This window comes from Dellaglioa sp. CoH-56-MRSF-13 (assembly GCF_056782095.1).
In genome coordinates, this window is the sequence record NZ_JBXAYC010000008.1 from 1 (window position 1) to 23172 (window position 23172).

At 32.7% G+C, this 23172-nt stretch carries 21 protein-coding genes; 15 read left to right on the plus strand and 6 right to left on the minus strand.

Going from position 1 to position 23172, the window contains the following annotated elements:
- Positions 1 to 95: 95 nt before the first annotated feature.
- Together AC1RP1_RS07070 and AC1RP1_RS07075 are read right to left on the minus strand one after the other, a co-directional pair.
- Entirely contained in the window at positions 96 to 422 is a 327-nt protein-coding gene (locus tag AC1RP1_RS07070; protein WP_409022267.1) for a heavy metal-binding domain-containing protein, read from the minus strand.
- Positions 423 to 495: 73 nt separating this feature from the next.
- Positions 496 to 1233, minus strand: coding sequence for a peptidylprolyl isomerase (locus AC1RP1_RS07075; protein ID WP_481761937.1), 738 nt, complete (start codon positions 1231 to 1233; stop codon positions 496 to 498).
- Between the two features lie 398 nt (positions 1234 to 1631).
- Here AC1RP1_RS07075 and AC1RP1_RS07080 point away from each other — a divergent pair, with 398 nt between their 5' ends.
- The 9 genes from AC1RP1_RS07080 (at position 1632) to dltD (ending at position 12247) form a co-directional block, all read left to right on the plus strand.
- The gene (locus AC1RP1_RS07080) at positions 1632 to 3878 is read left to right on the plus strand and encodes a transglycosylase domain-containing protein (RefSeq protein WP_481761936.1); all 2247 of its coding nucleotides are present in this window, start codon (positions 1632 to 1634) and stop codon (positions 3876 to 3878) included.
- 2 nt (positions 3879 to 3880) lie between these two features.
- Complete coding sequence (locus tag AC1RP1_RS07085; protein ID WP_481761935.1) at positions 3881 to 5302, plus strand: hypothetical protein; 1422 nt, start codon at positions 3881 to 3883, stop codon at positions 5300 to 5302.
- A 159-nt stretch (positions 5303 to 5461) separates the two neighbouring features.
- Positions 5462 to 6187 carry a response regulator transcription factor gene (locus tag AC1RP1_RS07090; protein WP_481761934.1) on the plus strand — a complete coding sequence of 242 codons (726 nt, stop codon included), beginning with the start codon at positions 5462 to 5464 and terminating at the stop codon, positions 6185 to 6187.
- The gene (locus tag AC1RP1_RS07095) at positions 6187 to 7632 is read left to right on the plus strand and encodes a sensor histidine kinase (protein ID WP_481761933.1); all 1446 of its coding nucleotides are present in this window, start codon (positions 6187 to 6189) and stop codon (positions 7630 to 7632) included. Before AC1RP1_RS07090 ends, AC1RP1_RS07095 begins: the two co-directional genes overlap by 1 nt.
- A 215-nt stretch (positions 7633 to 7847) precedes the next feature.
- The gene (locus AC1RP1_RS07100; protein ID WP_409022273.1) at positions 7848 to 7997 is read left to right on the plus strand and encodes a teichoic acid D-Ala incorporation-associated protein DltX; all 150 of its coding nucleotides are present in this window, start codon (positions 7848 to 7850) and stop codon (positions 7995 to 7997) included.
- Positions 7998 to 8011: 14 nt separating this feature from the next.
- Positions 8012 to 9541 carry a D-alanine--poly(phosphoribitol) ligase subunit DltA gene (gene dltA, locus AC1RP1_RS07105; protein ID WP_481761931.1) on the plus strand — a complete coding sequence of 510 codons (1530 nt, stop codon included), beginning with the start codon at positions 8012 to 8014 and terminating at the stop codon, positions 9539 to 9541.
- Positions 9541 to 10737: a D-alanyl-lipoteichoic acid biosynthesis protein DltB gene (gene dltB, locus AC1RP1_RS07110; protein ID WP_481761930.1), complete on the plus strand. Its 1197-nt coding sequence runs from the start codon at positions 9541 to 9543 to the stop codon at positions 10735 to 10737. Before dltA ends, dltB begins: the two co-directional genes overlap by 1 nt.
- A gap of 25 nt (positions 10738 to 10762) precedes the next feature.
- The gene (gene dltC / locus AC1RP1_RS07115) at positions 10763 to 10999 is read left to right on the plus strand and encodes a D-alanine--poly(phosphoribitol) ligase subunit DltC (RefSeq protein ID WP_481761929.1); all 237 of its coding nucleotides are present in this window, start codon (positions 10763 to 10765) and stop codon (positions 10997 to 10999) included.
- Positions 11000 to 12247 (plus strand): D-alanyl-lipoteichoic acid biosynthesis protein DltD, encoded by a 1248-nt coding sequence (dltD, locus tag AC1RP1_RS07120; RefSeq protein ID WP_481762190.1) that lies wholly within the window; start codon positions 11000 to 11002, stop codon positions 12245 to 12247.
- A gap of 42 nt (positions 12248 to 12289) precedes the next feature.
- On the opposite strand, the gene AC1RP1_RS07125 is transcribed toward dltD, so the two are convergent.
- The 3 genes from AC1RP1_RS07125 to AC1RP1_RS07135 form a co-directional block, all read right to left on the minus strand.
- Positions 12290 to 12847 (minus strand): hypothetical protein, encoded by a 558-nt coding sequence (locus AC1RP1_RS07125; protein ID WP_481761927.1) that lies wholly within the window; start codon positions 12845 to 12847, stop codon positions 12290 to 12292.
- 18 nt (positions 12848 to 12865) lie between these two features.
- Positions 12866 to 13606 (minus strand): hypothetical protein, encoded by a 741-nt coding sequence (locus tag AC1RP1_RS07130; RefSeq protein WP_481761926.1) that lies wholly within the window; start codon positions 13604 to 13606, stop codon positions 12866 to 12868.
- Between the two features lie 116 nt (positions 13607 to 13722).
- Positions 13723 to 15633: an LTA synthase family protein gene (locus tag AC1RP1_RS07135; RefSeq protein WP_481761938.1), complete on the minus strand. Its 1911-nt coding sequence runs from the start codon at positions 15631 to 15633 to the stop codon at positions 13723 to 13725.
- A 432-nt stretch (positions 15634 to 16065) separates the two neighbouring features.
- Between AC1RP1_RS07135 and AC1RP1_RS07140 the strand changes: the two genes are divergently transcribed.
- The 5 genes from AC1RP1_RS07140 to AC1RP1_RS07160 all read left to right on the plus strand — a co-directional run bounded on the left by AC1RP1_RS07140 (position 16066) and on the right by AC1RP1_RS07160 (position 21882).
- Positions 16066 to 16695, plus strand: coding sequence for a VanZ family protein (locus tag AC1RP1_RS07140; RefSeq protein ID WP_481761925.1), 630 nt, complete (start codon positions 16066 to 16068; stop codon positions 16693 to 16695).
- Positions 16696 to 16710: 15 nt separating this feature from the next.
- Positions 16711 to 17883, plus strand: a complete 1173-nt coding sequence (locus AC1RP1_RS07145) for a class I SAM-dependent rRNA methyltransferase (protein WP_481761924.1) — start codon at positions 16711 to 16713, stop codon at positions 17881 to 17883.
- Between the two features lie 255 nt (positions 17884 to 18138).
- Complete coding sequence (locus AC1RP1_RS07150; protein WP_409022282.1) at positions 18139 to 19041, plus strand: GRP family sugar transporter; 903 nt, start codon at positions 18139 to 18141, stop codon at positions 19039 to 19041.
- A 22-nt stretch (positions 19042 to 19063) separates the two neighbouring features.
- Positions 19064 to 20437, plus strand: coding sequence for an amino acid permease (locus tag AC1RP1_RS07155; protein WP_481761923.1), 1374 nt, complete (start codon positions 19064 to 19066; stop codon positions 20435 to 20437).
- A 98-nt stretch (positions 20438 to 20535) separates the two neighbouring features.
- On the plus strand, positions 20536 to 21882 hold the full coding sequence (locus AC1RP1_RS07160; protein WP_481761922.1) for a glucose-6-phosphate isomerase: 1347 nt from the start codon (positions 20536 to 20538) through the stop codon (positions 21880 to 21882).
- A gap of 69 nt (positions 21883 to 21951) precedes the next feature.
- Here AC1RP1_RS07160 and AC1RP1_RS07165 read toward each other — a convergent pair whose 3' ends face one another.
- Complete coding sequence (locus tag AC1RP1_RS07165; RefSeq protein ID WP_481761921.1) at positions 21952 to 22500, minus strand: phenolic acid decarboxylase; 549 nt, start codon at positions 22498 to 22500, stop codon at positions 21952 to 21954.
- Between the two features lie 110 nt (positions 22501 to 22610).
- Here AC1RP1_RS07165 and AC1RP1_RS07170 point away from each other — a divergent pair, with 110 nt between their 5' ends.
- Complete coding sequence (locus tag AC1RP1_RS07170; protein ID WP_409022286.1) at positions 22611 to 23144, plus strand: PadR family transcriptional regulator; 534 nt, start codon at positions 22611 to 22613, stop codon at positions 23142 to 23144.
- Positions 23145 to 23172 lie beyond the last annotated feature (28 nt).

Genomic DNA, 23172 nt, shown 5'->3' on the forward strand with positions numbered 1-23172 from the left:
ATACTGGGATAAAGCCATTTAGAAACATATTAAATTTTATATTATTTCATCCGTCAACTTGACAGGGCCTAGTACATTGTTGAAACTTTTTTTCATTATTTAATGTATCGAACTGCGGTACCATATGCGGCAACTGATTGCATATCTTGACCAATTGAACCGGAATCAAAACGCATCATAACAACTGCATCAGCACCCATGCTTACTGCATTGTCGCGTAAACGATCAATAGCAGTATCTCTTGATTCAGCCATCATTTCTGTGTAGGCCTTAATTTCGCCACCGACAATATTTTTAAGACTGGCACCAATGTTTTTGATAACATTTTTAGATTGTGTTGTAAGGCCAAAAACTTCCCCAATTACTTCATATTCTCTACCCGGAATACTTTCCGTTGTAACGACTAGAATTTTATCTGACATCTATAAAACCTCCCTTTATTAGTATCTTCATAGTAACATAGTTACTTTATAAGAGACTGCAGATTTGAACTGATTATTTTGTCTCTTGGAGGACTTTAATTGTTTTAACTTTAACATTAGTTGTAGGTTTATCACTTGAATTAACTGCAACTGCGGCAATTTTATCAACAACATCCATCCCTTTGATAACTTGACCAAAGACAGTATAAGTACCATCAAGTGAAGGTGTGCCACCATTTTTGTATGCATCAATAATTTTTGACGGTGTGCCATCTTTAATATCAGCACTGGTACTTACATCTTGGTTATTTTGAACAATGTAGAATTGACTACCAATTGAATCAGGTTCTGACGTTTGTGCCATCGCTAAAGCACCACGGATGTGGTAAAGGTTACTTGAAATTTCAGCACCGAATGTATGACCATAAATACTTTCGCCACCAGTACCATCCCCTTTAGGATCGCCACCTTGAATCATAAATTCGTTAATAACACGATGGAAGAGGGTATTATTATAGTACCCTTTTTTACTATGAGTAATAAAATTCTTCACAGCTTTTGGTGCATATTCCGGGAATAATTTGATTTTGATATTTCCCTTTGTTGTCTGAATATCTACGACAGCTTCTTTTTTTGTTACTTTTGAACTAAGTTGTGGTAGTTCAACGTTTGACGCTACACTTGATGAAGAAGTAGTAGTTTCCGTATCATTTGTTGTTTCTGCATTTTGATGGTAGAAGAAGAACCCAATTCCCCCAAGAATAATGATAATAATTACTGCAATTAAACCAATCATTTTTTTGTTTTTCATATTAACCCCAAACTTTCTTTATTTAATTACTCTAGTTTAACGTACGAGGTAGAAGTTATACAAGTCTTAACTTAAACATCCAGTTTAGCGCTTGTATATAGTCATTATGATTGTTATATTTAACATATATAAATGGGGATGACTCACGGTTAAATGAGGATTTAATACTTATATGAACGTTATCAATTGTGAACGATATAAAAATTTACATAGTTAGAGGATTACAATACAATTATCGAAATGGATTAGTCAGATTTTGTATTGTTAAGAAAAGTAGTAGGGGGTTACGTTTTGTTAGTTGGTAATAAATTGGGAAATTTAGATTTATACATAGAAAAAATAATAAATAATGTCATGGCAAGAGATGTGACTCGTGTCACAGAATCGGGGATGGCATAATGGTAAAACAAAATAAGAAAGATAAAGAAAGATGGCGTCATCGGCATCCGTGGATTTTTAGAGTTATTGCAATATTTGGTGTTTTATTTTTATTAGGAGTTACGACGATAAGTATTTATATTGCGACAGTTATTAAGTCCGTGCCAACAGTTACAAGTCAGGAATTAATATCTGATGCCAGTTCAAATATGTATGATAAAGATGGCCAGTTAATTTGGTCTTCAGCGCTGAATAAACGAGTTTATGTTAAGTCAAAAGACATTCCTGAAACATATAGTAATCTGTTATTAGCAACAGAAGATCAAACATTTTACAAAGACGCGGGATTTTCGCCCTCCGGCTTATTTAATGCGGGACTTTCTTCCATTAAATCAGCTGTAGGTAAAGGGTCAGCTCGAGGTGGATCAAGTATTGAGCAACAGTTAATTAAATTAACTGTTTTTTCAACGAGTAATAAAGATCGGACTGTAGACCGGAAAATAAAAGAATTTTTCTTAGCGCAACAGTTATACCATAATTATAGTAAGAAACAGATTTTAGAGTTTTATGTTAATAAAATGAGTCTAGGCGAAGGATCATATGGGGCACAGACCATTTCAGAAACGTATTTTGGTAAAACTTTAAAACAATTGAGTATTAGTCAACAGGCAATTATAGCTGGATTGGGCCAAGCCCCTTCTACCTATAATTTATATTCAAACCCTAAAGCCGTTCAAACACGCCGAAATATAATATTAAAAACAGGGCTTGAGAATAAGGTAATTACAAAGAAACAATATAAAATTGCTGTCGCAGAATCAGTGACAAAAGATTTACAGAAACGCCATTGGATGGAAAATTCTGTTACAAAAAAAATTCTTGAAAATAATGCTTATGTTACTTCTGCCTTAGAACAAGTTAGCGATAAAGGGTACGATTTAGCTAAAACTCCATTACAAATTACAACAGCGCTTGATTCAAAGCAAAATGCGACTGTTAAAAAATTAGCTGATAATAAAAAATATTATCAAAATTCAGCAGAACAATCTGCAATTACAATTACAGATCCTAAAACGGGGAATATTGTTGCTCAATATGGTGGACGTCATCAAAAAACTGCCTTCAGTTATAATCGGGCAATTTCTACGCAGCGTTCGTCAGGATCAGGAATTAAGCCACTATTAGATTATGGCCCTGCTATTGAATACTTTGGGTGGGCAACCACACATGCCTTAGATGGCACTTCATATACTTATCCGGGAACTAATCTTGTTGCTCAGAATTTTGATAAAGTGAGTTATAAATCAATAACGATGCAAAACGCATTACGAGTTTCGGCTAATACACCAGCAATTAGAACGTTAAATACTGTTGGGAGTGCGAAGGCTAGCCAATTTTTAGCACAAGTAGGGATGGCTCAAAATAATGCACCTGCGGGGTCGCAGGCTATTGGACTCGATGTTTCTACCGAACAAATGGCGACAGCATATGGCACCGTTTCAAATGGCGGAACCTATCATGCGGCTCGTTACGTCACAAGTCTAAAATTTTCAGATAATAGTGTTAAAAAATATGAGGTAAATAGTAAACGTGCTATGAAGGCCTCAACAGCATTTATGCTAACGTCAATGATGGAAGGCGTACCTAATGCCGGTGGGACAGCGCCTTCTGCAAGAATTGATAATGTTCATCAGGCAATGAAGACAGGGACCGTCGGTTATTCTGCTTCATCGGGATTTCCAGCGAATGCAAATATGGATGTCTGGATGAATGGGTTCACTAAATCAACTTCTATTTCGATGTGGTTAGGGTATGATGAACCAATGAAAAAAGGACATTATATTACTGATGCTGCATCTGCAATGACAAATGTTAATTTATATCGTGACCTAATGGTACATTTTTCAAAAGAAAAGAATGCTGATAATAGTGAGTGGACAAAACCATCAACTGTTATACAATTGTCAGGAACTGGTCTTGCAGCTCAATATGAACCTAACGATAAAGTAGTAACGTTAGGCGTTAAAGAGCCAGAAAAAATTGATGTAAAAAAAGCTAAAATATATAAAACGTATTTGTCTAAAAAGATTGCTGAGGACACGTTAAAAATAAAATTAGAGGATCCTTCATATCACAAGAAACCTGAAGCATATAAAATTGGTTCATGGGAGCAGTCAACTCAGAAAAAATTAAATAATGTTCAGAAAAAATTAGACAAGGCTAATGATGGCATTAAGGCGGCTAAAGAGACGTTAGAGGGTGAATAAAAATGGAACCGAGATCAAGAGGGACAAAGCAAACAGGAAAAAAAACTGTTAACCGAGAAAATAAAGCAGATTTTAAACCAGAACAAGCTAGTCATAAATCGATACGACAATTTTTAAAGTGGGCGTATCGTATTTTGTTGTTTATTGCGGTTAGCTTGAGTATTTGGAGCGTCTATACGGTTATCAATCGGTATCAAATTAGTCTTGATTGGTCCAAAAATGATAATTCAAAATTAACAATGGCAAATCAAACGCCAGACTCACTCTACGACTCTAATGTTAAGTCTAAAGAAGCAAAACAAAAGTTTAATGAAATTTATGCAGATAGTTACAACATTAAAACAGAGGAGTTAACGACTAAAGCAACTTCAAGTGAAATGAAAAAATTAGATGATACATTATCAAATATTTCTAAGAATTCACGTGCTGATTACCAGACAAAATATGATAATTTATTAAAAAAAGTGAAAGTGAATTCATTATACCAAGATGTATTTGTTAAGGATGATGAACAAACAGTTAAAGTAAATGTGACCCCTGGAACGATTCAAAAATTGAATAATGAACAATTTGGGTACATTAATCAGTTATTGATTAATTCTTCAAATAAAGATCAATTTGCCAATCGAATTTATACACTACAAAAAAATTTGGCAAAAGATGCAATAGCAATAAACGGTGTAATGTCCATTGCCATGAAGACAGCCACGTATGACCCTTTGTCAGGTAATGTAGAAATCTTGAAAAAAAGTACAAGTCAGCAAATAGATGACTATACGAATGCTGTCAGTAAATTACACTATTCATGGAATAATCTTGCCTTTTTAAATCAAATTGAAGAAGTGATAGCTAAAGATTTAGCCACACAGACAGAGCAGTATCAGGTATTTGATGATTATAAAAAAGATCTTTCAGATAAGAAACAAGCCGATAAAAAGTTGGTTTCACTTGAAGAAACTTTATCTCATGCATTAAAAAAACAGGCTGAAGATAAGAAACAAGCTGAAATTTATATAAAAGTTCCTAAATTTGGATCTCAATCGGAAGCGCAAAAGTGGGCCAACAAAAACCATATAGAAATTGTATTTGTACAGAAATGGTCTGGGAAAAACATGATATTATCGGAGCCGAGTGAAGGAAACTTACTTAAGCGAACAGATAAATTAAAGGTAATTATCCAACACCAAAGTTATAAGGGAACTTCAGCAAATAAAATTTACTCGGGAGCAAGTAAAAAGTCATCCAGCGCATCAAGCCAGGAGGCAAAGGCAAGTTCTGTAGAAGAATCAAGTTCAACGGATGAAACAAGCTCTAGTTTAGAAGCCGACGCGTCATCAGATACAGCCGTAAGCAGTTCAGAATCAAGTGCTATTAGTAGTAGTACAAGCCAGGTAAGCAGTTCATCAGCTACTAAAATACAGTAAAAGTAGTTACAATACATTAAAATTGATGGTATTAAAATATATTACGAAAAAAAACTAAAAATATTCATATTATTTAGTTATACTAATGGAATATAAGACCGCTCAAAGTAGCAGATAAGATTATGATTTTCATTAAATTGGAAATGAAAGAGGAATAATATGAAATTATTGATGGTAGAGGATAATAAGGCAGTTTCTGAAATGATGTCGATGTTTTTTCAAAAAGAAAAATGGGACGTTCAGTACGCTTATGATGGTAATGATGCTGTTGCTATGTTTAATGAAGATCCGGATAGTTGGGATATGATTACGCTTGATTTGAATTTGCCTGGTATGGATGGCATGCAAGTCAGTTCTACGATTCGAAAAGTTTCAGCTAATGTCCCCATTATTATTTTAACGGCACGCGATACCGAAAGTGATCAAGTTCTTGGATTAGAAATGGGCGCAGATGATTATGTAACAAAGCCTTTTAGCCCAATAACATTGATTGCTAGAATTAAGGCCCTTCACCGCCGGGCAGAAAAACCAAGTGTTGGAACTGACGATGAAACAGAAAATGAAAGTACTAGTTTTGATATTGTCACAACTCACTTTAAATTAAGTACAGCTCGTCGAGAAGCATACTTACAAGACGTTTTAATTCATGATTTAACACCAAAAGAATTTGATTTGTTGAAAACGTTGGCCAATAAACCAAAACAAGTCTTTTCAAGAGAAAAACTATTGGAATTAGTTTGGGATTATGAATTTTTTGGTGATGAACGAACAGTTGATGCACATATTAAAAAATTACGTCAAAAAATTGAAAAAGTGGGTCCACAAGTTATTCAAACGGTGTGGGGTGTCGGTTATAAATTTGATGACTCAGGAGCTGGTTACTAATGAAGCTACTTTATCAGCAAATGTTAGCATTCTTCGCGGTTATTATTACATTGGTCATTGTATTTGGCGCTTTATTTTTAAATTTCACGAGTGATATGGTCTATAAAAATACATGGACACAATTGGAAGGTTACTCGGATAGTTTAATGTCAGAATCAATGGTTTTAAAAACAACCGATTCAAAAACGCAATTTAATTTAAACTTAAATAATTTAAGAAATGCAGAATTAATTTTAAAAACGCAAAATGTTCGATTTACTATTTATACTAAAAAATCTAAAATTATCTATCCTGATAATGCGGTACAGGACAATATTACAAGTGAGCAGTGGAAAAAATTGGAAAATGGTGAAGTTGTTCACCGTACACCGCATATTAATAGACAATTAAAAACAGATATGAAAGCAATTAATATGACCGATATTTTGAAACCTTATTTTTATAATGGTAAATTATATGCGGTTATATCGGTTGGAGCCAATGTTTCTAATATTCAATCCAATATGAGTCAAATGACTCAGAATTTGGTTATTGCGTTTATTGTCTCTGTTATCGCTGGAATTATTTTGAGTTATCTTTTAGCGAGATACTCTGTTTCTAGAATTAATCGATTGAGACGTGCAACTCGAATGGTTGCTGATGGTAATTTTGATGTGCATATCGAAAGTAGACATCGAGATGAAATAGATGATTTGGCACAAGATTTTGATGGCATGGTTTCTTCATTGAAAGAATCAGAGAAAGAAATAAAACGTCAAGAAGAACGTCGTAGACAATTTATGGCTGACGCTGCACACGAAATGCGTACACCGTTGACAACTATTAACGGACTACTTGAAGGGCTAGCATACGATGCAATTCCAGAAGAGAGCAAAGGGAAGAGCATTGAACTAATGCAAAGTGAAACTAAGCGATTAATCCGATTAGTCAATGAAAATTTAGACTATGAAAAAATTAGGACAAATCAAATTACGCTAGCACCAAGTAATTTTGATGCGGTTATTGTTTTGAATAACATCGTTGAACAACTAACAAAAAAAGCAATAGAAGCCGACGATAAGATTGAATTAAGTGTTCCTAAAAACTTAATGGTTTTTGCGGATTACGATCGATTTGTGCAAGTTATTTTTAACATTACGCAAAACGCCATTCAATTCACTCAATCAGGAACGATTCATATTTCAGCTGAACGTGGTTACCATGAAAGTATCTTTAGGATTACTGATACAGGTATTGGCATGACAAAAGACCAGCTAGAAAATATTTGGGAACGTTACTACAAGGCAGATCCATCTCGTAAGAGTACTAAGTACGGAGAATCAGGATTGGGATTATCAATTGTTCATCAATTAATGCAACTTCATAACGGAAAAGTTGAAGTGATGAGTACTGAAGGAAAAGGGACAACGTTTACATTGACGTTTCCAAATCAAGAAAATGAATAAATAGTTAAAAAATTATTAAAGAATGATTTCTATATACAAATAGAAATCGTTCTTTTTTGTGATATAGATGTAATTCTGTTACACTAAAAAGCGGTTAATAAGATTATTAACTAAGTTTAATATTACAAAATTGTTAGGTTAGTATGACATAGATGAATGCTAAACGGGGGAAAAAAAGTGTATACTATATTCATTCTAAGGGGGATGTGATAAATATGAGCCAAAAATGGCATGATTTAAAAGAAAATGAAGTTTTTATGTTTATCGTTCGAACTGCCTTTTATTTTATTGTATTGGCGATGCTAGTTTACCTGTATTCATTTAAAGGTATAAGTAATGGTACGTTTATCTATAATGAATTTTAAAGGAGAGCAAAGACATGATAAAAAATGTAATTAATCAAATTGATATGATCGCAATGTCCGATCCCAATCGCATTGTTTACAATGATTTGGGTGAGACAAATACTTATCAACAGTTAAAAGAAAAATCTGATGCATTAGCATTGCATTTGATTGAATTAAATTTAGATAATAAACGTCCAATTATGATATATGGAAATCAAAAATTTAATATGCTAGTGGCTTTTTTAGGAAGCGTTAAAGCAGGGCACGCATATATTCCAATTGATTCGCACTCACCAGCTGAGCGTTTAGAGTCAATTCAAGAAGTTGCGAAACCAGTCGCTTGTATAGCTGTAGCAGAATTACCTGAAGTTAAACTCGATGTACCTGTAATTTTATCAACTGAATTAACAGAAATTATTGAGAATAATCAAGGGGTAGAAGTTCCTGATCCTAGTTTCCAAGTAACTGGTAAAGATAACTTCTATATTATCTTTACATCTGGTACGACTGGACAGCCAAAAGGGGTTCAAATTAGTCATGATAACTTGATAAGTTACGTGAACTGGATGATAGAAGATTTCTCTCTACCAGAACATCCCAATAGTCTATCTCAGGCACCATACTCATTTGATTTATCAGTAATGGACTTGTATCCTACATTAACTATGGGTGGTAAGTTATCTGTTTTACCTCAAGAAGTGACGGATAATTTCAAAGTTCTTTTCCAAACGTTACCTACTCTGGACTTACAAGTTTGGGTTTCAACACCATCATTTATTGATATTTGTTTATTAGAACCAACGTTTGATGATAAACATTTACCAGATCTTAGTCGATTCTTATTTTGTGGTGAAGAATTAACTCACAAAACAGCTGCAGCATTGAAGCAAAGATTCCCAATGGCTAAGATATTTAATACGTATGGTCCTACGGAAGCAACAGTTGCGGTTTCGAGTGTTGAGATTACTGATGCTATTTTAGAACAATACCCACGATTACCAATTGGTTATGCCAAATCAGATACAAAGATGGTTGTAGTTAATCCAGAAAATGAACTAGTACCAAATGGTGATGAAGGTGAATTAATTATTGCTGGACCTAGTGTCTCAAAAGGTTATCTTAACAATCCTGAAAAAACGGCCAGTGCTTTTTTTGAAATGGATGGCGTAGCTGCCTATCGAACTGGTGATGCAGCAATCATAAATTCTGAAGGGATGTTGTTATATCGTGGACGAATTGATTTCCAGGTTAAACTACATGGTTACCGAATTGAATTAGAAGAAGTTGACCATCATGTGTCATCGCATCCATTTGTAAAACAAGCAATCACTATTCCAAAATATAATAAGGATCATAAAGTGGTTCAATTAATTGCGTATGTTGTTCAAAATGATAATCCAGTTGAACGAGACTCAGAATTAACAGTTGAAATTAAAAAATACTTGTTAGATACAATGATGTCATATATGATTCCACAGAAGTTTGTTTATGTTGATGTTTTACCATTAACGCAAAATGGTAAAATTGATCGGAAAACACTAATAAATGAGGTGAATGCTTAATGGTATCATTCCAACCTTATGTCAATCCGATGTACTTTCTATATCTTATTGTTGTTTTAATTCCAATTATTGTTGGTTTGCTTAATGGTAAAAGATTTAGATTGTATGAAACGTTAATTTCATTACTCTTTATTTTCTTAATATTTGGCGGTCCAAAACTTCACGAAGGCTTTAATTTACTTATTTATATAATTTTTGAAGTCTTACTTATCGGTTTATACATGAATTATCGTAGTAAGTATAATCAAACGTGGGTTTTTATTATGGCTGTCCTTTTAGCGATAGCACCATTATCCATCGTAAAAATAACACCAGCCATTAATAATGGTATACCATCAATTATTGGCTTTTTAGGAATTAGTTATTTAACGTTTAAAGCGGTTCAAATGATTATGGAATCGCGAGATGGTAGTATTAAGAAATTTGATTTGATGCTAACCTTACAATTTTTATTGTTTTTCCCAACTATCTCATCGGGACCAATCGATCGTTACAGACGGTTTGTTAAAGATTATCAAAATGTCCCAAGTCGAGAAAAATATTTAGAAATGTTACAAAAGGGTGTATTTTACATTTTCTTAGGTTTCTTATATAAATTTTTACTAGCATACCTATTTGGTACGATGCTGTTACCTCACGTCGCACGTATTGCATTACTAGACGGTGGTATATCGTGGGCCTTAGTTGGTTACATGTACACGTACAGTATGGATTTATTTTTTGATTTTGCTGGTTATAGTTTATTCGCAGTTGGTATCAGTTACTTTATGGGAATTGAAACACCTCCTAACTTTAATAGACCTTTCATCGCACACAATATTAAAGACTTTTGGAATCGTTGGCACATGACACTTTCATTCTGGTTCCGTGATTTTGTTTATATGAGATTAGTCTTTTTTATGATGAAACATAAATTAATTAAAAGTCGAATAACAACAGCTATTGTTGGTTATTTTGGATTATTCTTACTCATGGGATTTTGGCACGGGGTTACTTGGTATTACATTGCCTATGGCCTATTCCATGCGATAGCTATCGTCATTAATGATGCATGGCTCAGATTTAAAAAGAAACATAAAACCAGTATTCCAAGTAATAAATTTACAGAAATTTTTGCAATCTTTATTACGTTTAACATCGTTTGCTTAAGTTTCTTAATCTTTTCAGGATTTTTGGACAAACTATATTTTTCATAAAATAGATAATTAGAGGAGAATTGATATGAACACAAAAGATAAAGTTTTAGATATATTAGAAGAGACAACAGGTAGCGCAGAAGTTAGAAATAATTTAGATTTAAATGTTTTTGATGAAGGCCTATTAGATTCAATGGGTTCAATTCAATTAATCTTAGAATTACAAAATGAATTAGGTGTTGATATTCCAATTTCAGAGTTTGAACGTTCTGAGTGGGCAACACCAAATTTAATTATTGCAAAAGTAGAAAGCTTGATCTAAATGGGATTGAAAAAGAAGTTATTCATGATCATTGGGCCTGTTGTTTTGGCTGTTGCATTACTATTAGCCATACTACTTGCACCAGTCAATTATAATTTCAGTTCTGCAAAAACTGAAGAAAAAGCAGCAGTATCGCAATCTACTTTAATTTTAAAGGGCTCTGCTATTCGTCAAAAGGCATTAGATGATGGTTATGTGGCATTTATCGGTTCATCCGAATTTTCACGGATGGATTCGATGCATCCTTCAGTTTTAGCGAAAAAATATAATCGTTCATATCGTCCATTTTTAATGGGAACTGGTGGGACACAATCGCTTAATCATTATTTTTATTTACAAGGTATCAAAAATCAATTAAGAAATAAAAAAGCAGTTATGGTGGTATCACCACAATGGTTTGTTCCTAATGGTGTAAGAAAGCAGGTATTTAATAATTTTTATTCACCATTACAAACAACAGAGTGGTTACTATCTGCAAATGCTAACAGCCTGTCAGATCGTTATGCTGCCAACAGATTTATTACTTTAATGTCTGGTGAAGGAAATGAATCTGTACTGAATGCAATGCATAAAATTGCTGAAGGACAGTCGTTATCTGAAGCGGATGCTACGATGCTTCGCTTGAAATTAACGATTTTGAATCATGAAGATCAATTATTCTCAGGTTTTCCGATGGCCGATCGAACACAGACTATCGACAAACAAACTAAGAACCTTCCAGCAAAATATGATTTAAATAAATTAAATATTCTTGCCGGTAAATATGGTGCTAAATGGACAACCAATAATGATTTTGCAATCAAAAATAGTTATTGGGATAAAAATAAGCTTAACAAAAAAATTGGTAAGCTTGCAGGTACACAGACTAAATTAAATTATGATCATTCTGTTGAATTTTCAGATTTCCAATTAATTTTAAATCAGTTTGCTAAAGAACATACTGACGTCTTGTTTATTATTCCACCTGTAAACCAACGTTGGGCAAGTTATACTGGACTATCGTCGAAGATGCTAGCTAACTTTGATGGTAAGGTTACAAAGCAATTGAAATCCCAAGGATTTAATAAAATTGCTGATTTCAGTAAAGATGGTAATGAAGAATACTTCATGGAAGATACGATTCATTTAGGTTGGAAAGGTTGGGTTGCGGTTGATAGTTATGTGAACCCATTCCTGACTCAAAAACAAGTTAAACCTAAATATCATTTAAATAATTATTATTACTCAGAAGATTGGCAACAAGAATAAAAAATAATTGGAATAAACCCTTATTGCATATGCAATGAGGGTTTATTCTATTATAGGAGATTCTGCAAAGGGAATGATTTGCGGTTGAGTAAGTAACTCTGTCTGTTTAGTTGTGATAATAATGCTTAAATCTAATTGGCAGGTTAATTCTGTGACTAAATCAATGAAGAATCTTGTTTCTATTATTGAAAATTCATCAATTAAGCCTGATAAAATGATCACCGAATAATCGTTTAAGATAGCTCTAAAAATTAAAATAAGTGTTTCATCAAAGTGACTTAAATCAGTCGTTTTTTTGTTGATAAAATTCGGTGAATAGTGGTGAAAATATTGTCCATAAATTAATTTTGAAATAGTTTTATATGTTTTTTTGTGCTGTTTCTTAGATGTTAAACCCATATTTTGTGTGATAGTTAGATAAGGAACTATTAAGCTTAGTTCTTCAATTGTGATTAAAGTAACTAAATTTGAATTAATAAAGTCTTGATTTTCAAGTTGATTTACGAATTCAAATGATTTATCTAAAATGATTGAAACCGAATGGGTAGGGAATAATGAGGTTAATGATTGAGTTGTATTAGTGTATTTTTTTAGTTGCATTGTGATGCCTCCTATAATTTAATGAGATGAGTTACGGGTAGAGAATAAGACAGATAGGAATGAAATAAGGCTAATAGTTATACCGCCAGCAAATAGATATGCAGAATTAATGAATGATTCTTGCGAGATTAATGTACTAAATTGTACGTTTGTAGAGGAAATTAAAAAATTCCCATTAAAATTGGTTAATTTATGTGACAGTAATTCTAATAACTCAGAGGATATTTCTGAGGGAGAAAGTTGCATAGCTAATGAATGGGTTAGCCAATAAATATTTAGTTCTCTCAGCAATGAAGTATAGTTATTTTTAAAGAAGAAAATTAAAATTATCACTAAAATTAATGCTGCTATAAAGATAATAAGGACTTCAAGAGCGAATGCAAATGCGACTTTAGGCTGACTTTCGCCGATATTGTGTAAACTAAGATATTCGTTGATACGCTTGTTGATGATTTTTTTATAAACAACAATACTGATAGTAATACCCGCTATCAATAACCCAATAATAATAGGGTAGATTAGGCTGACTTGTTGTTTATGAATATCTGTTAAGACACTAAGTAAATTAGAACTAGATGTACTATTAACATTAATATGAGCAAGCATTTTTTTAAAACTTTTAAATGATTCAAATGAAATTTGATTAAATAATAAGTTTGAGAGACCGATTAGTATTGTGAAAAAAAATATGATAAATAACCCAACTGTTTGTTTCTTATGATAAAAAATACTAGATAATGATTGTAGAATTAAAGACATAATGACACCTCTTCGATTAATCTATATGACTAATTTTAAATAATAGTTATGAACATTATGTGAAGTTGTTTAGAATAAAAAAATAAACGTTACCGAAATTTATTTTTCGGTAGCGTTTATTTTGAACTGGTACTTGAACTTGAACTTGTAACAGTTTTTGAAGAAGAACTTGCAGTTGGTGCCTTTAATTCAGGAGCATCTGTTTGATATAAGGTTGTTGTCGACTTATTGCCATGTTTTGAATAGAGGCTTGTCGAATTGTTTTTAAGCGTTTCTTGTAATTTTAGTAATTTACTATATTGATTCTTATAGTTATAGTCACTTGGTTGCGTTGGCTTAAAATTCTTTGGTGTATAGTAACGTAATAAGTTTTGATTATTGACTGTATCCGATAAATTTAGTTCGGTACTGACTTTTGTCTGATCTTTCTTTATTGTTTCCTTAACAATTTTAGAAGGGTGCGTAACTTCTTTACCTGTTACATTATCATAAATTGTAGAATCTAAAACAGTATAATTAGGTGTAATGAAGTTTTCATTTCTAAACGCAACTGTCTGATCGTGATTCTTAGAAAATAAATCTGTCCCAAATTGAACATATGATGACGAATCTAGGCCTAATAAGTGAAGAAGGGTAGGTAAGACATCAACTTCACCACCATATTGATTTTGGATGCCACCATTTTTACTTCCAGGAATATTAATCATAAATGGAACACGTTGTAATTGTGTATTATCAAATGAGCTCCATGTTTCGGATGATTTACCAAGAAGTTTAGCAAGCTTCACATTTCTTGAATTTGAAATACCGTAATGGTCACCATAGAGGACAACCATTGTATTATTAGATAATCCAGATTTTTTTAAGTATGTGAAAAATTCTTTAACTGATTCGTCTAAATAATGAGCCGTTTGGAAGTAATTATTAACAGACGTATCACCTGTATCTGGAACTTCAAAGTCTTTATTTTTTGAATCAATATCAAATGGGAAATGATTTGACACGGTAATGAATTTTGCATAAAAAGGTTGCTGTAATTTTTCTAAATATTTAACTGAATCATTGAATAATAACTTATCTTTTAGACCGTATTCTAGAGTGTTATTTGCAGACGTATCATAATAACTTGAATCAAAGAAGTATTGGTATCCCATACTTTTATAAACGGAATCTCTGTTCCAAAATGATCCAATATTACCGTGGAAAACAGCACTAGAATAACCAGCGGTTTGATTTAAGATAGCGGGAGCTGCTTCAAATGTATTTTCGGATCCAAGAGATGTGAAAACAGATCCTTGAGGTAATCCATAGATACTTGTTTCTAAGAGATTCTCAGCATCAGATGTTTTACCTTGTCCGACTTGATTGAAAAAATTAGGAAAACTATAAGTTTCTTTACCATTGTATAGAGAATTTAAGAAGGGTGTGACTTCTTTTCCATTCACCTTAAAGTTAATTAAAAATTGTTGAAAACTTTCTAAATGGAGCACAATAACATTTTTACCTTTTGCGATACCATACATATTTGGATTAGGTGCTGCATAATGTGACTTTGTAAAATCAAGGACATCATTTAAATCAGAACTTTCAGCAGTATCGCGAACCCGATTGTTTTTAACTGTTTTGAAACTGTCGTAGACGGTATATGAATCAATTCCTAAGTATTTAACAATATAATTACGATCAAACGTTCTCGTAATTAATTGTGGTCGGTCAATTTCGCCTAATGTTAAACTTGCCAATGTTAGCATTATTGAGAATGATGTAATTGCAAACGCGTTAAGTTTACTGAATGGTCGAGTGTTAAATTTTAAATAGCGAGTTAAGAATAAGCAAATAATAAGCACTAAGTCAATGACGTAAAAAATATCGTGTGGTTTCATTAAAGCAAAAGAGCTGCCACTAATACCTTCAGAAACTTTAGAATAACCTAACATTGTATTAATTGTCATAAAATCAGTAAATTCTCGATAATAAATAACATTAAAAAATAGTAATGCTGAGTTCGCAATGTAAATTAAAAACATAGTCAAATATGAAATAACTGGTTTTTTAATGTATAATGCAAGTCCGAGTAGTAGCATGGTTGTGCCAAGTGGATTTAACAAAAGGACAAAGTATTGATAAATTCCTGAAACACCAAGGTTAAAATCAATAAGATATGCAGTAATTGTTTTTAACCAGAAAAGAAACAGAAGTAGGGTGAAAAATCCAAGCTTTGTGTTTAGAAATGTTCTAAATCGTTTGAGTGTCTGCACGGTTTGAACCGTCCTTTCGAGTATAATCAAATTAAAATCGTAACTGTAGTTTACAGTCTATATTAAATTTGTGTCAATTGATGCTAAGCTTTGTTAATGCATTTTTAACTTATTAAATTTACATGAAAAATAATGGTACATACTAAAATATCATGTTTTTATTTGTTAATATAGGAGAAGATGGAAGGTGAGGTTGAAAGAATGTTATTTTTATCAAAATTATATGAATACGTTTTACATCATTACTCACAAGGTATTAACCACTTTCCATTAATCCATCTTATTTTTTTAAGTGTTGATAAAACAATTTTTTACTTAATCGTGTATCTTGTTATTCGAGTAAGTATAGGGTTGTATCAAAAGAAAAAAATAAACTTCAGAACAGAATTTGTAAGGCTATTATTAGTTGCGTACCTCGTTTTATTAGTTGAATTGACGGTATTTAGATATGTCTATTTCCCATGGGATATCCGATTGAATTCAACCTATAATTTTCATTCTATCAATTGGACACCGTTAATTGAAACAATTAAACTGACAAATGGACAATCTTTGTTCGATTTCGTGTATAATCTATATGGTAACATTCTTTGGTTTGTTCCGTTAGGAATTATTTTACCCAGTCTAAAGCAATTTAAAAAGTATTCTCTAGTAAAAACAATGTTGGTTGGTATTTGTTTATCAATCGCTATTGAATGTGGACAGTTTGTACTAGGATCCGGAGTTAGTGATATAGATGATATCATTTTTAATTCATTGGGTACATTGATAGGCTGTGGGCTATATCTTATCTTAAATCAAATATTAAATAAAAAAGACGTTAAAAAATAGAAGGAGTGCTAGTCATTGAGAAAAGTAGAAATTATTTCACATGCAGCAAAAAAGTTTAAAAATGGATACCCATTAATTGATAAGGAAGATTTACAAACAACTCGTGATTTTAAAGAAGGAGAATGGGTTGCATTAACGCTACATAATCAATTTGTCGCTTATGGTTATTTTGCAGAACAAAATCGTGGGGATGGCTGGATTTTTTCACGAAATGAAGAATCACGTATTGATGAAGATTTTTTCTCAAAATTATTTAATAACGCTCGAATGAACCGTAAATCATTATTTACTAATAAGGAGACGAATGCCTTTCGTTTCTTTAACGGTGAAGGTGAAGGTATCGGTGGATTAACAATTGATTATTACGACGATTATTATGTATTTACTTGGTATAGCTTAGGTCTTTACCAACACAAAGATATGATTTATAGTGCATTTTCTGATGCAGTTACAAGTTATAAAGGTATTTATGCTAATCTTCGTTACGATACAAAGGGTGAACCATCAACATTCAAAGTTCGTGGAAAAGATGCACCTACGCCACTTATTGTTCAAGAAAATGGCCTTCAATTTGCTGCATATCTTAATGAAACAACGACAGGACTTTTCTTAGAACAACGTGAAATGCGTAAAGCAATTATGAATAAATATGCTGAAGGAAAACTTGTGTTTAACGGATTTAGTAATACAGGTGCAACATCAGTTGCTGCATCAGTAGGTGGCGCACTTAAAACAGTTAGTGTAGATGTGAATAATAAAAATATTGATCGTACAAAAGAACAATTTGTACTTAATAATATTGATCCTGAAAAACAAGAAATTCGTGGAATGGATGTTTTCGGCTATTTAGATTATGCAAAGAAACACCATATTAACTATGATTTAGTTATTTTGGATCCACCAAGTTTTGTACGTTCAAAGAAAAGAACATTCTCAGTTCAAAAAGATTATGTTCAACTTGCTGAAGATGCTATTGATATTACACAAAAAGATGGTGTTATCATGTTCTCAACTAATTCGGCAGGATTGACGCTCAAAAAATTAAAAGAACAAATCACAGAAGCTTTTGCTAATAAGAATCGTTCATTTACATTACTTGAAACATTCCGTTTATCAAGTGACTTTGTAACAAACAAGGAATATCGTCAAGGTAATTATTTAAAAACGTTAGTTATTAAAGTTGATTAATTAAAAAACAATCCTATTTATTATTAAATAGGATTGTTTTTTTTCGTAAAATATAAAAAATTCATAAAAACAAAATGCTTGTAATTAAACGTTTATGAGTGTTTTTGATGGATTTCGAATGTAACCCGTTTCAAATGTTGCTAAAGCTATCATCAAATTTTTGTTTTAAGGGTTGTAAATACGGTTACTTTACTGCTAAAATAGTTAAATCGCGAAAAAAGAATAAAAGAGAGAGAGTAGAGGATTTAATTAATTATGATTATCTTAATGGCAGTAATCCCTGCAATTGCATGGGGTAGTATTGGACTTATAAGTGGAAAACTTGGCGGAACTGCCAACCAACAAACAGTTGGTATGACATGGGGTGCCTTGATTTTTGGAATTGCCATTTATGGTATTTATCAACCAGAAATGGACACAAAAGTCTGGATTATTGGTATCGTTTCTGGTTTATTTTGGAGTTTAGGTCAAAATCAACAATTCCATGCTATGAAAGCAATCGGAATCTCAAAAACAGTTCCTGTTTCAACAGGCTTACAGTTAGCTGGTAATGCGTTGGCAGGTGTCATACTGTTTAATGAATGGAAGACAACTCAAATGGTTGTGATTGGTACTATAGCGATGATCGTTATTATTGCTGGTGCTGCTTTGACATCATTGAGAGATAAAAAAAATTCAGTTCTATCTGATTCAGAAAAAAATGAGAATACTGCTGCTGGTGTACGTGCTATTATTTTGTCAACAATTGGTTACGTAGGTTATACAATTGTTGTTCATTATGCAACAGTGGGCATGACTGCTGATGAATCACGTGCATTTACAATGGCAACAATCTTGCCACAAGCTGTTGGTATGGTTATAGGTGCTGGATTTGTTGCGCTTATTGCAAATGAAGTTATTATGCACTCATCAACTTTTAAAAATGTATTAACGGGACTTATTTGGGGCGCTGGTAACATCTTTATGTTCTTATCAATTCCTAAATTAGGTCAAGCTGTTAGTTTTTCATTTTCTCAAATGGGAGTGGTTATTTCAACATTCGGTAGTATCTACTTATTAGGAGAAAAGAAGACTAAGCATGAGATGATTTATGTCACACTTGGATCAATATTTGTTATTTTAGGTGTTATTATGTTAGGAATTATGAAAACTTTATAAAATGGTGAAGGAGTGTTAATCGATGGATTTAAGGAAAAAAGAATTTGCGACAACTCATCATGTTAGTAAATTAAAAAGAACCCTTAAAACCGGTGATCTCATTCTTTTAGGGTTAGGCGCAACAGTTGGTACAGGTATTTTCGTTGTTACGGGGAATGCTGCCAGTCAAGAGGCTGGTCCTGCCCTTATTTTGTCGTTTATTATTGCCGCAATTGCAGTTATAATGAACGGCTTTTCTTATGCAGAATTTTCATCAAGAATACCAGTTTCTGGTGGTTCGTATAATTATGTTTATGTTATTTTTGGTGAGTTTATAGCCTGGTTCGTTAGTTGGTTTACCATTTGTGAATATATTCTAGCGGGGGCTTCTGTTGCCTCAGGTTGGTCTGCGTATATGCAGGGGTTCTTGATAGGGCTTAATATCCACCTGCCTGTTGCGCTGAGTGCATCGTATAATGCAGCAAGAGGGTCATATATCGATATTATTGCTGTTATAATTACGTTAGTCGTTACATGGTTAACAACATTTGAAGCAAAAAAGGCACTACGTTTAAGCAAAATAATGGTATTTGTAAAATTTGCGATTATTCTTTTATTTATAGTAGTGGGTGTTTTTTACATTAAACCTGGTAACTGGCAACCCTTTATGCCATTTGGTACAAGTGGGGTAATGAGTGGGGCCGCATTAGTATTTTTTGCCTTTTTAGGGTTTGAATCTATTGCGATGGCATCAGACGAAGTAATTGATCCGCAAAAGACAATTCCAAAAGGAATTATTGGTGCGATAAGTATTTCTGCTATTTTTTATATTATTGTTACGTTAGTATTAACCGGAATTGTCCCGTATACACAATTAAATGTTAGTGATCCAGTTGCATTTGCGATGCGATTTGTAAATCAGAGTATTATTGGAAATATAATCTCGGTAGGTGCAATAATAACGCTTCTAAGCGTCTTAATTGCATTAGCCTATGGTTTATCGAGAATGATTTATTCGGAGGCGAGAGACGGATTATTGCCCCAATACTTAGCAAAAATTAGCGATAAGACGAATGCGCCCAAAGCAGCATCATGGACAGTCGGTATTTTTATTGCGATTGCAAGTGGGTTAGTGTCTATTGAAAGTTTAGCCAAATTGACTAATATTGTAACGTTAACCGTACTTGTTATTTTGGCTTTGGCATTAATAAGTTTAAGGAAACAATTTGGTGAACCTAGTAAAGGCCAATTTAGAGTTCCATTTGTACCATTGTTACCAATCTTGTCTATAATTATTTCAGTCTATTTGATGATTCAGTTACCGATTAATATCTGGGTTGCCTTTCTAATTTGGATTATTATAGGATTAGTTGCTTATTACGGTTACGGATATTCTCATAGTAAACAAAAAAAATAACGGAATTTGTAATTAAAGTTCTGTTTGACTGTTATATTTTCTACTAAGTATTGTATAATGTAAGTTGTTAAATAAAGAATATGAGGGAGATAATTAAAATGGCACATATTTCATTCGATAGTTCTAACTTATCAAAATTCGTCCAAGACAATGAACTTGGCGAAATGCAAGCACTTGTTACTGCAGCAGATAGTGAATTACGCAACGGTACAGGGGCAGGTAGTGATTTCCGTGGATTTTTAGATTTACCTAAAGACTACGATAAAGAAGAATTCGCTCGTATTAAAACAGCAGCTAAAAAAATTCAATCTAATTCAGAAGTTTTAGTCGTTATCGGTATTGGTGGTTCATATTTAGGTGCTCGCGCAGCTATTGAATTCTTAAACCATACATTCTATAACTTATTACCAGCTGAAAAAAGAAATGCACCTCAAATCTTATTTGCTGGAAATTCAATTAGTCCTTCATACGTACATGATTTAGTAGATTTAATTGGTGATCGTGATTTCTCAGTTAATATTATTTCTAAATCAGGTACAACAACAGAACCTTCAATTGCTTTCCGTGTTTTCAAAGAAAAATTAATCGCAAAATATGGTAAAGAAGAAGCTAACTCACGTATCTACGCTACAACTGATCGTAAAGTTGGTGCCTTAAAAGTTGAAGCTGATTCTGAAGGCTATGAAGCATTTGTTATTCCTGATGACGTTGGTGGCCGTTTCTCAGTTCTTACTGCTGTTGGTTTATTACCAATTGCTGCTTCAGGTGCTGATATTGATGCCTTGATGCAAGGTGCTGAAGACGCACGTGTTGAATATTCAGATGCTGATTTAACAAAAAATGAAGCATATCAATACGCAGCTTTACGTAATATTTTATACCGTAAAGGTTACACAACTGAAATTCTAGAAAACTACGAACCAAGTTTACAATATTTCTCAGAATGGTGGAAACAATTGATGGGCGAATCTGAAGGTAAAGATCAAAAGGGTATTTACCCATCTTCAGCTAATTTCTCAACTGATTTACATTCATTAGGCCAATATATTCAAGAAGGCCGTCGTAACTTGATGGAAACTGTAATTAATGTGGGAACTCCCGTTAATGATACTGCTATTCCTGAAGAAGAGGGCGATCTTGATGGCTTAGGCTACTTAGAAGGTAAGACAATGGACTTTGTTAATACAAAGGCTTTCCAAGGTGTTGTTTTAGCTCATACTGATGGTAATGTTCCTAACATGATTTTGAACATTCCTACACAAGACGCTTACACATTAGGATATACAATTTACTTCTTTGAAGCAGCTGTAGCTGTATCTGGTTACTTGAATGGAATTAACCCATTTAACCAACCAGGTGTTGAAGCATACAAAAAGAACATGTTTGCCTTACTTGGTAAACCTGGCTTCGAAGACCTTTCAAAAGAATTAAATGCACGTCTTTAAGATAAAAAAGTTATAAAATAAAAATCGTCTGAACTTTTAAAAGTTCAGACGATTTTTATTTGGAATAAATTAGTTCTTTTTGATCATTTTGTAATTTTCGTCATAATATTTACCATTACGAATATCATCTGGCATACCAACATAAGGTTCTTCATTGATAACATCTTCGTTATTTTGACCGGCATCACCGATGTAAGTGATTGTAGCAAATTCTGGGACAACCATTTTAGGATATGTTTCGTATTTTTCACGAGATTCTTCCATCAAATCGATATGGTCATTTTGGTAAGTAACTGTAATTTCAGGATGTTCTTGAACCCATTTAGGGAAGAAGATTGTTCCGTTAATTTTCATTTCGTTAGGTAAGAAATCTAGAGCGACATCAGTACCTGTAGGTTCTGTCCAAGCAATTTTATAAATACCTTCAGTAAGCATAACGATGTGAGCTTCTTGATCAGTTACCCAACGTCCAGCAACCATACCACCATGGATACGGTAGTCAACAGTATGATCATTTTTAGCGTACCATTCATATTCCCAACCGTTATCGTAAGTATATACAAAATGTGTACCTAAGAAATCATCTAATGTTTTAAACTTTTTTTCTGTATTTGTCATAATTTTTGTTCTCCTTTAAAGTGTTTATTTATACATGTAAAAGTTTACATGTTTTTGTTTACTTGATTATAGTATACTGATAAGTATTAAAAGTCAAGTTAAGGGGAAAAATGGCAAAAAAAAATAAATTACAATATATTATTTTAGGATTATTGAATCAAGAACCATTATCGGGGTACGATATAACTAAAGCATTTACGACTGATATTGGAGAATTTTGGCAAGCAGGACATAGTCAAATTTATCCTGCTCTTAAAATAATGGAAAAAGATGGATACATTACGCATGAAATTGAAATAGCAGGTACTAAGTTAGAAAAGAAAATATATTCTATTACATCACAAGGTAAAAAAGTTTTAATGGATTGGTTAGTATCAGATAGTGGGGAATTAAAACCGATTAAAGACGAATTTATTTTGAAACTTTATTTTATTAAAAATAAAGATGACGTTCAATTACAGCAAAGATTAATTGAGCAATTACAGTTACATCAAGTAAAATTAGATCATCTTGAAGGAAGAATGAAATTAATTTTTTTCTCAGAAGAAGAAATCAACAAACAATATGGTCATTATTTGATTTTAGATCATGCAATTGAACGAGAAAAATACTGTGTTAAGTGGTTTAAAAAGTATCTTAATTAAATAATAGACGCTTATAAAACGTCTATTA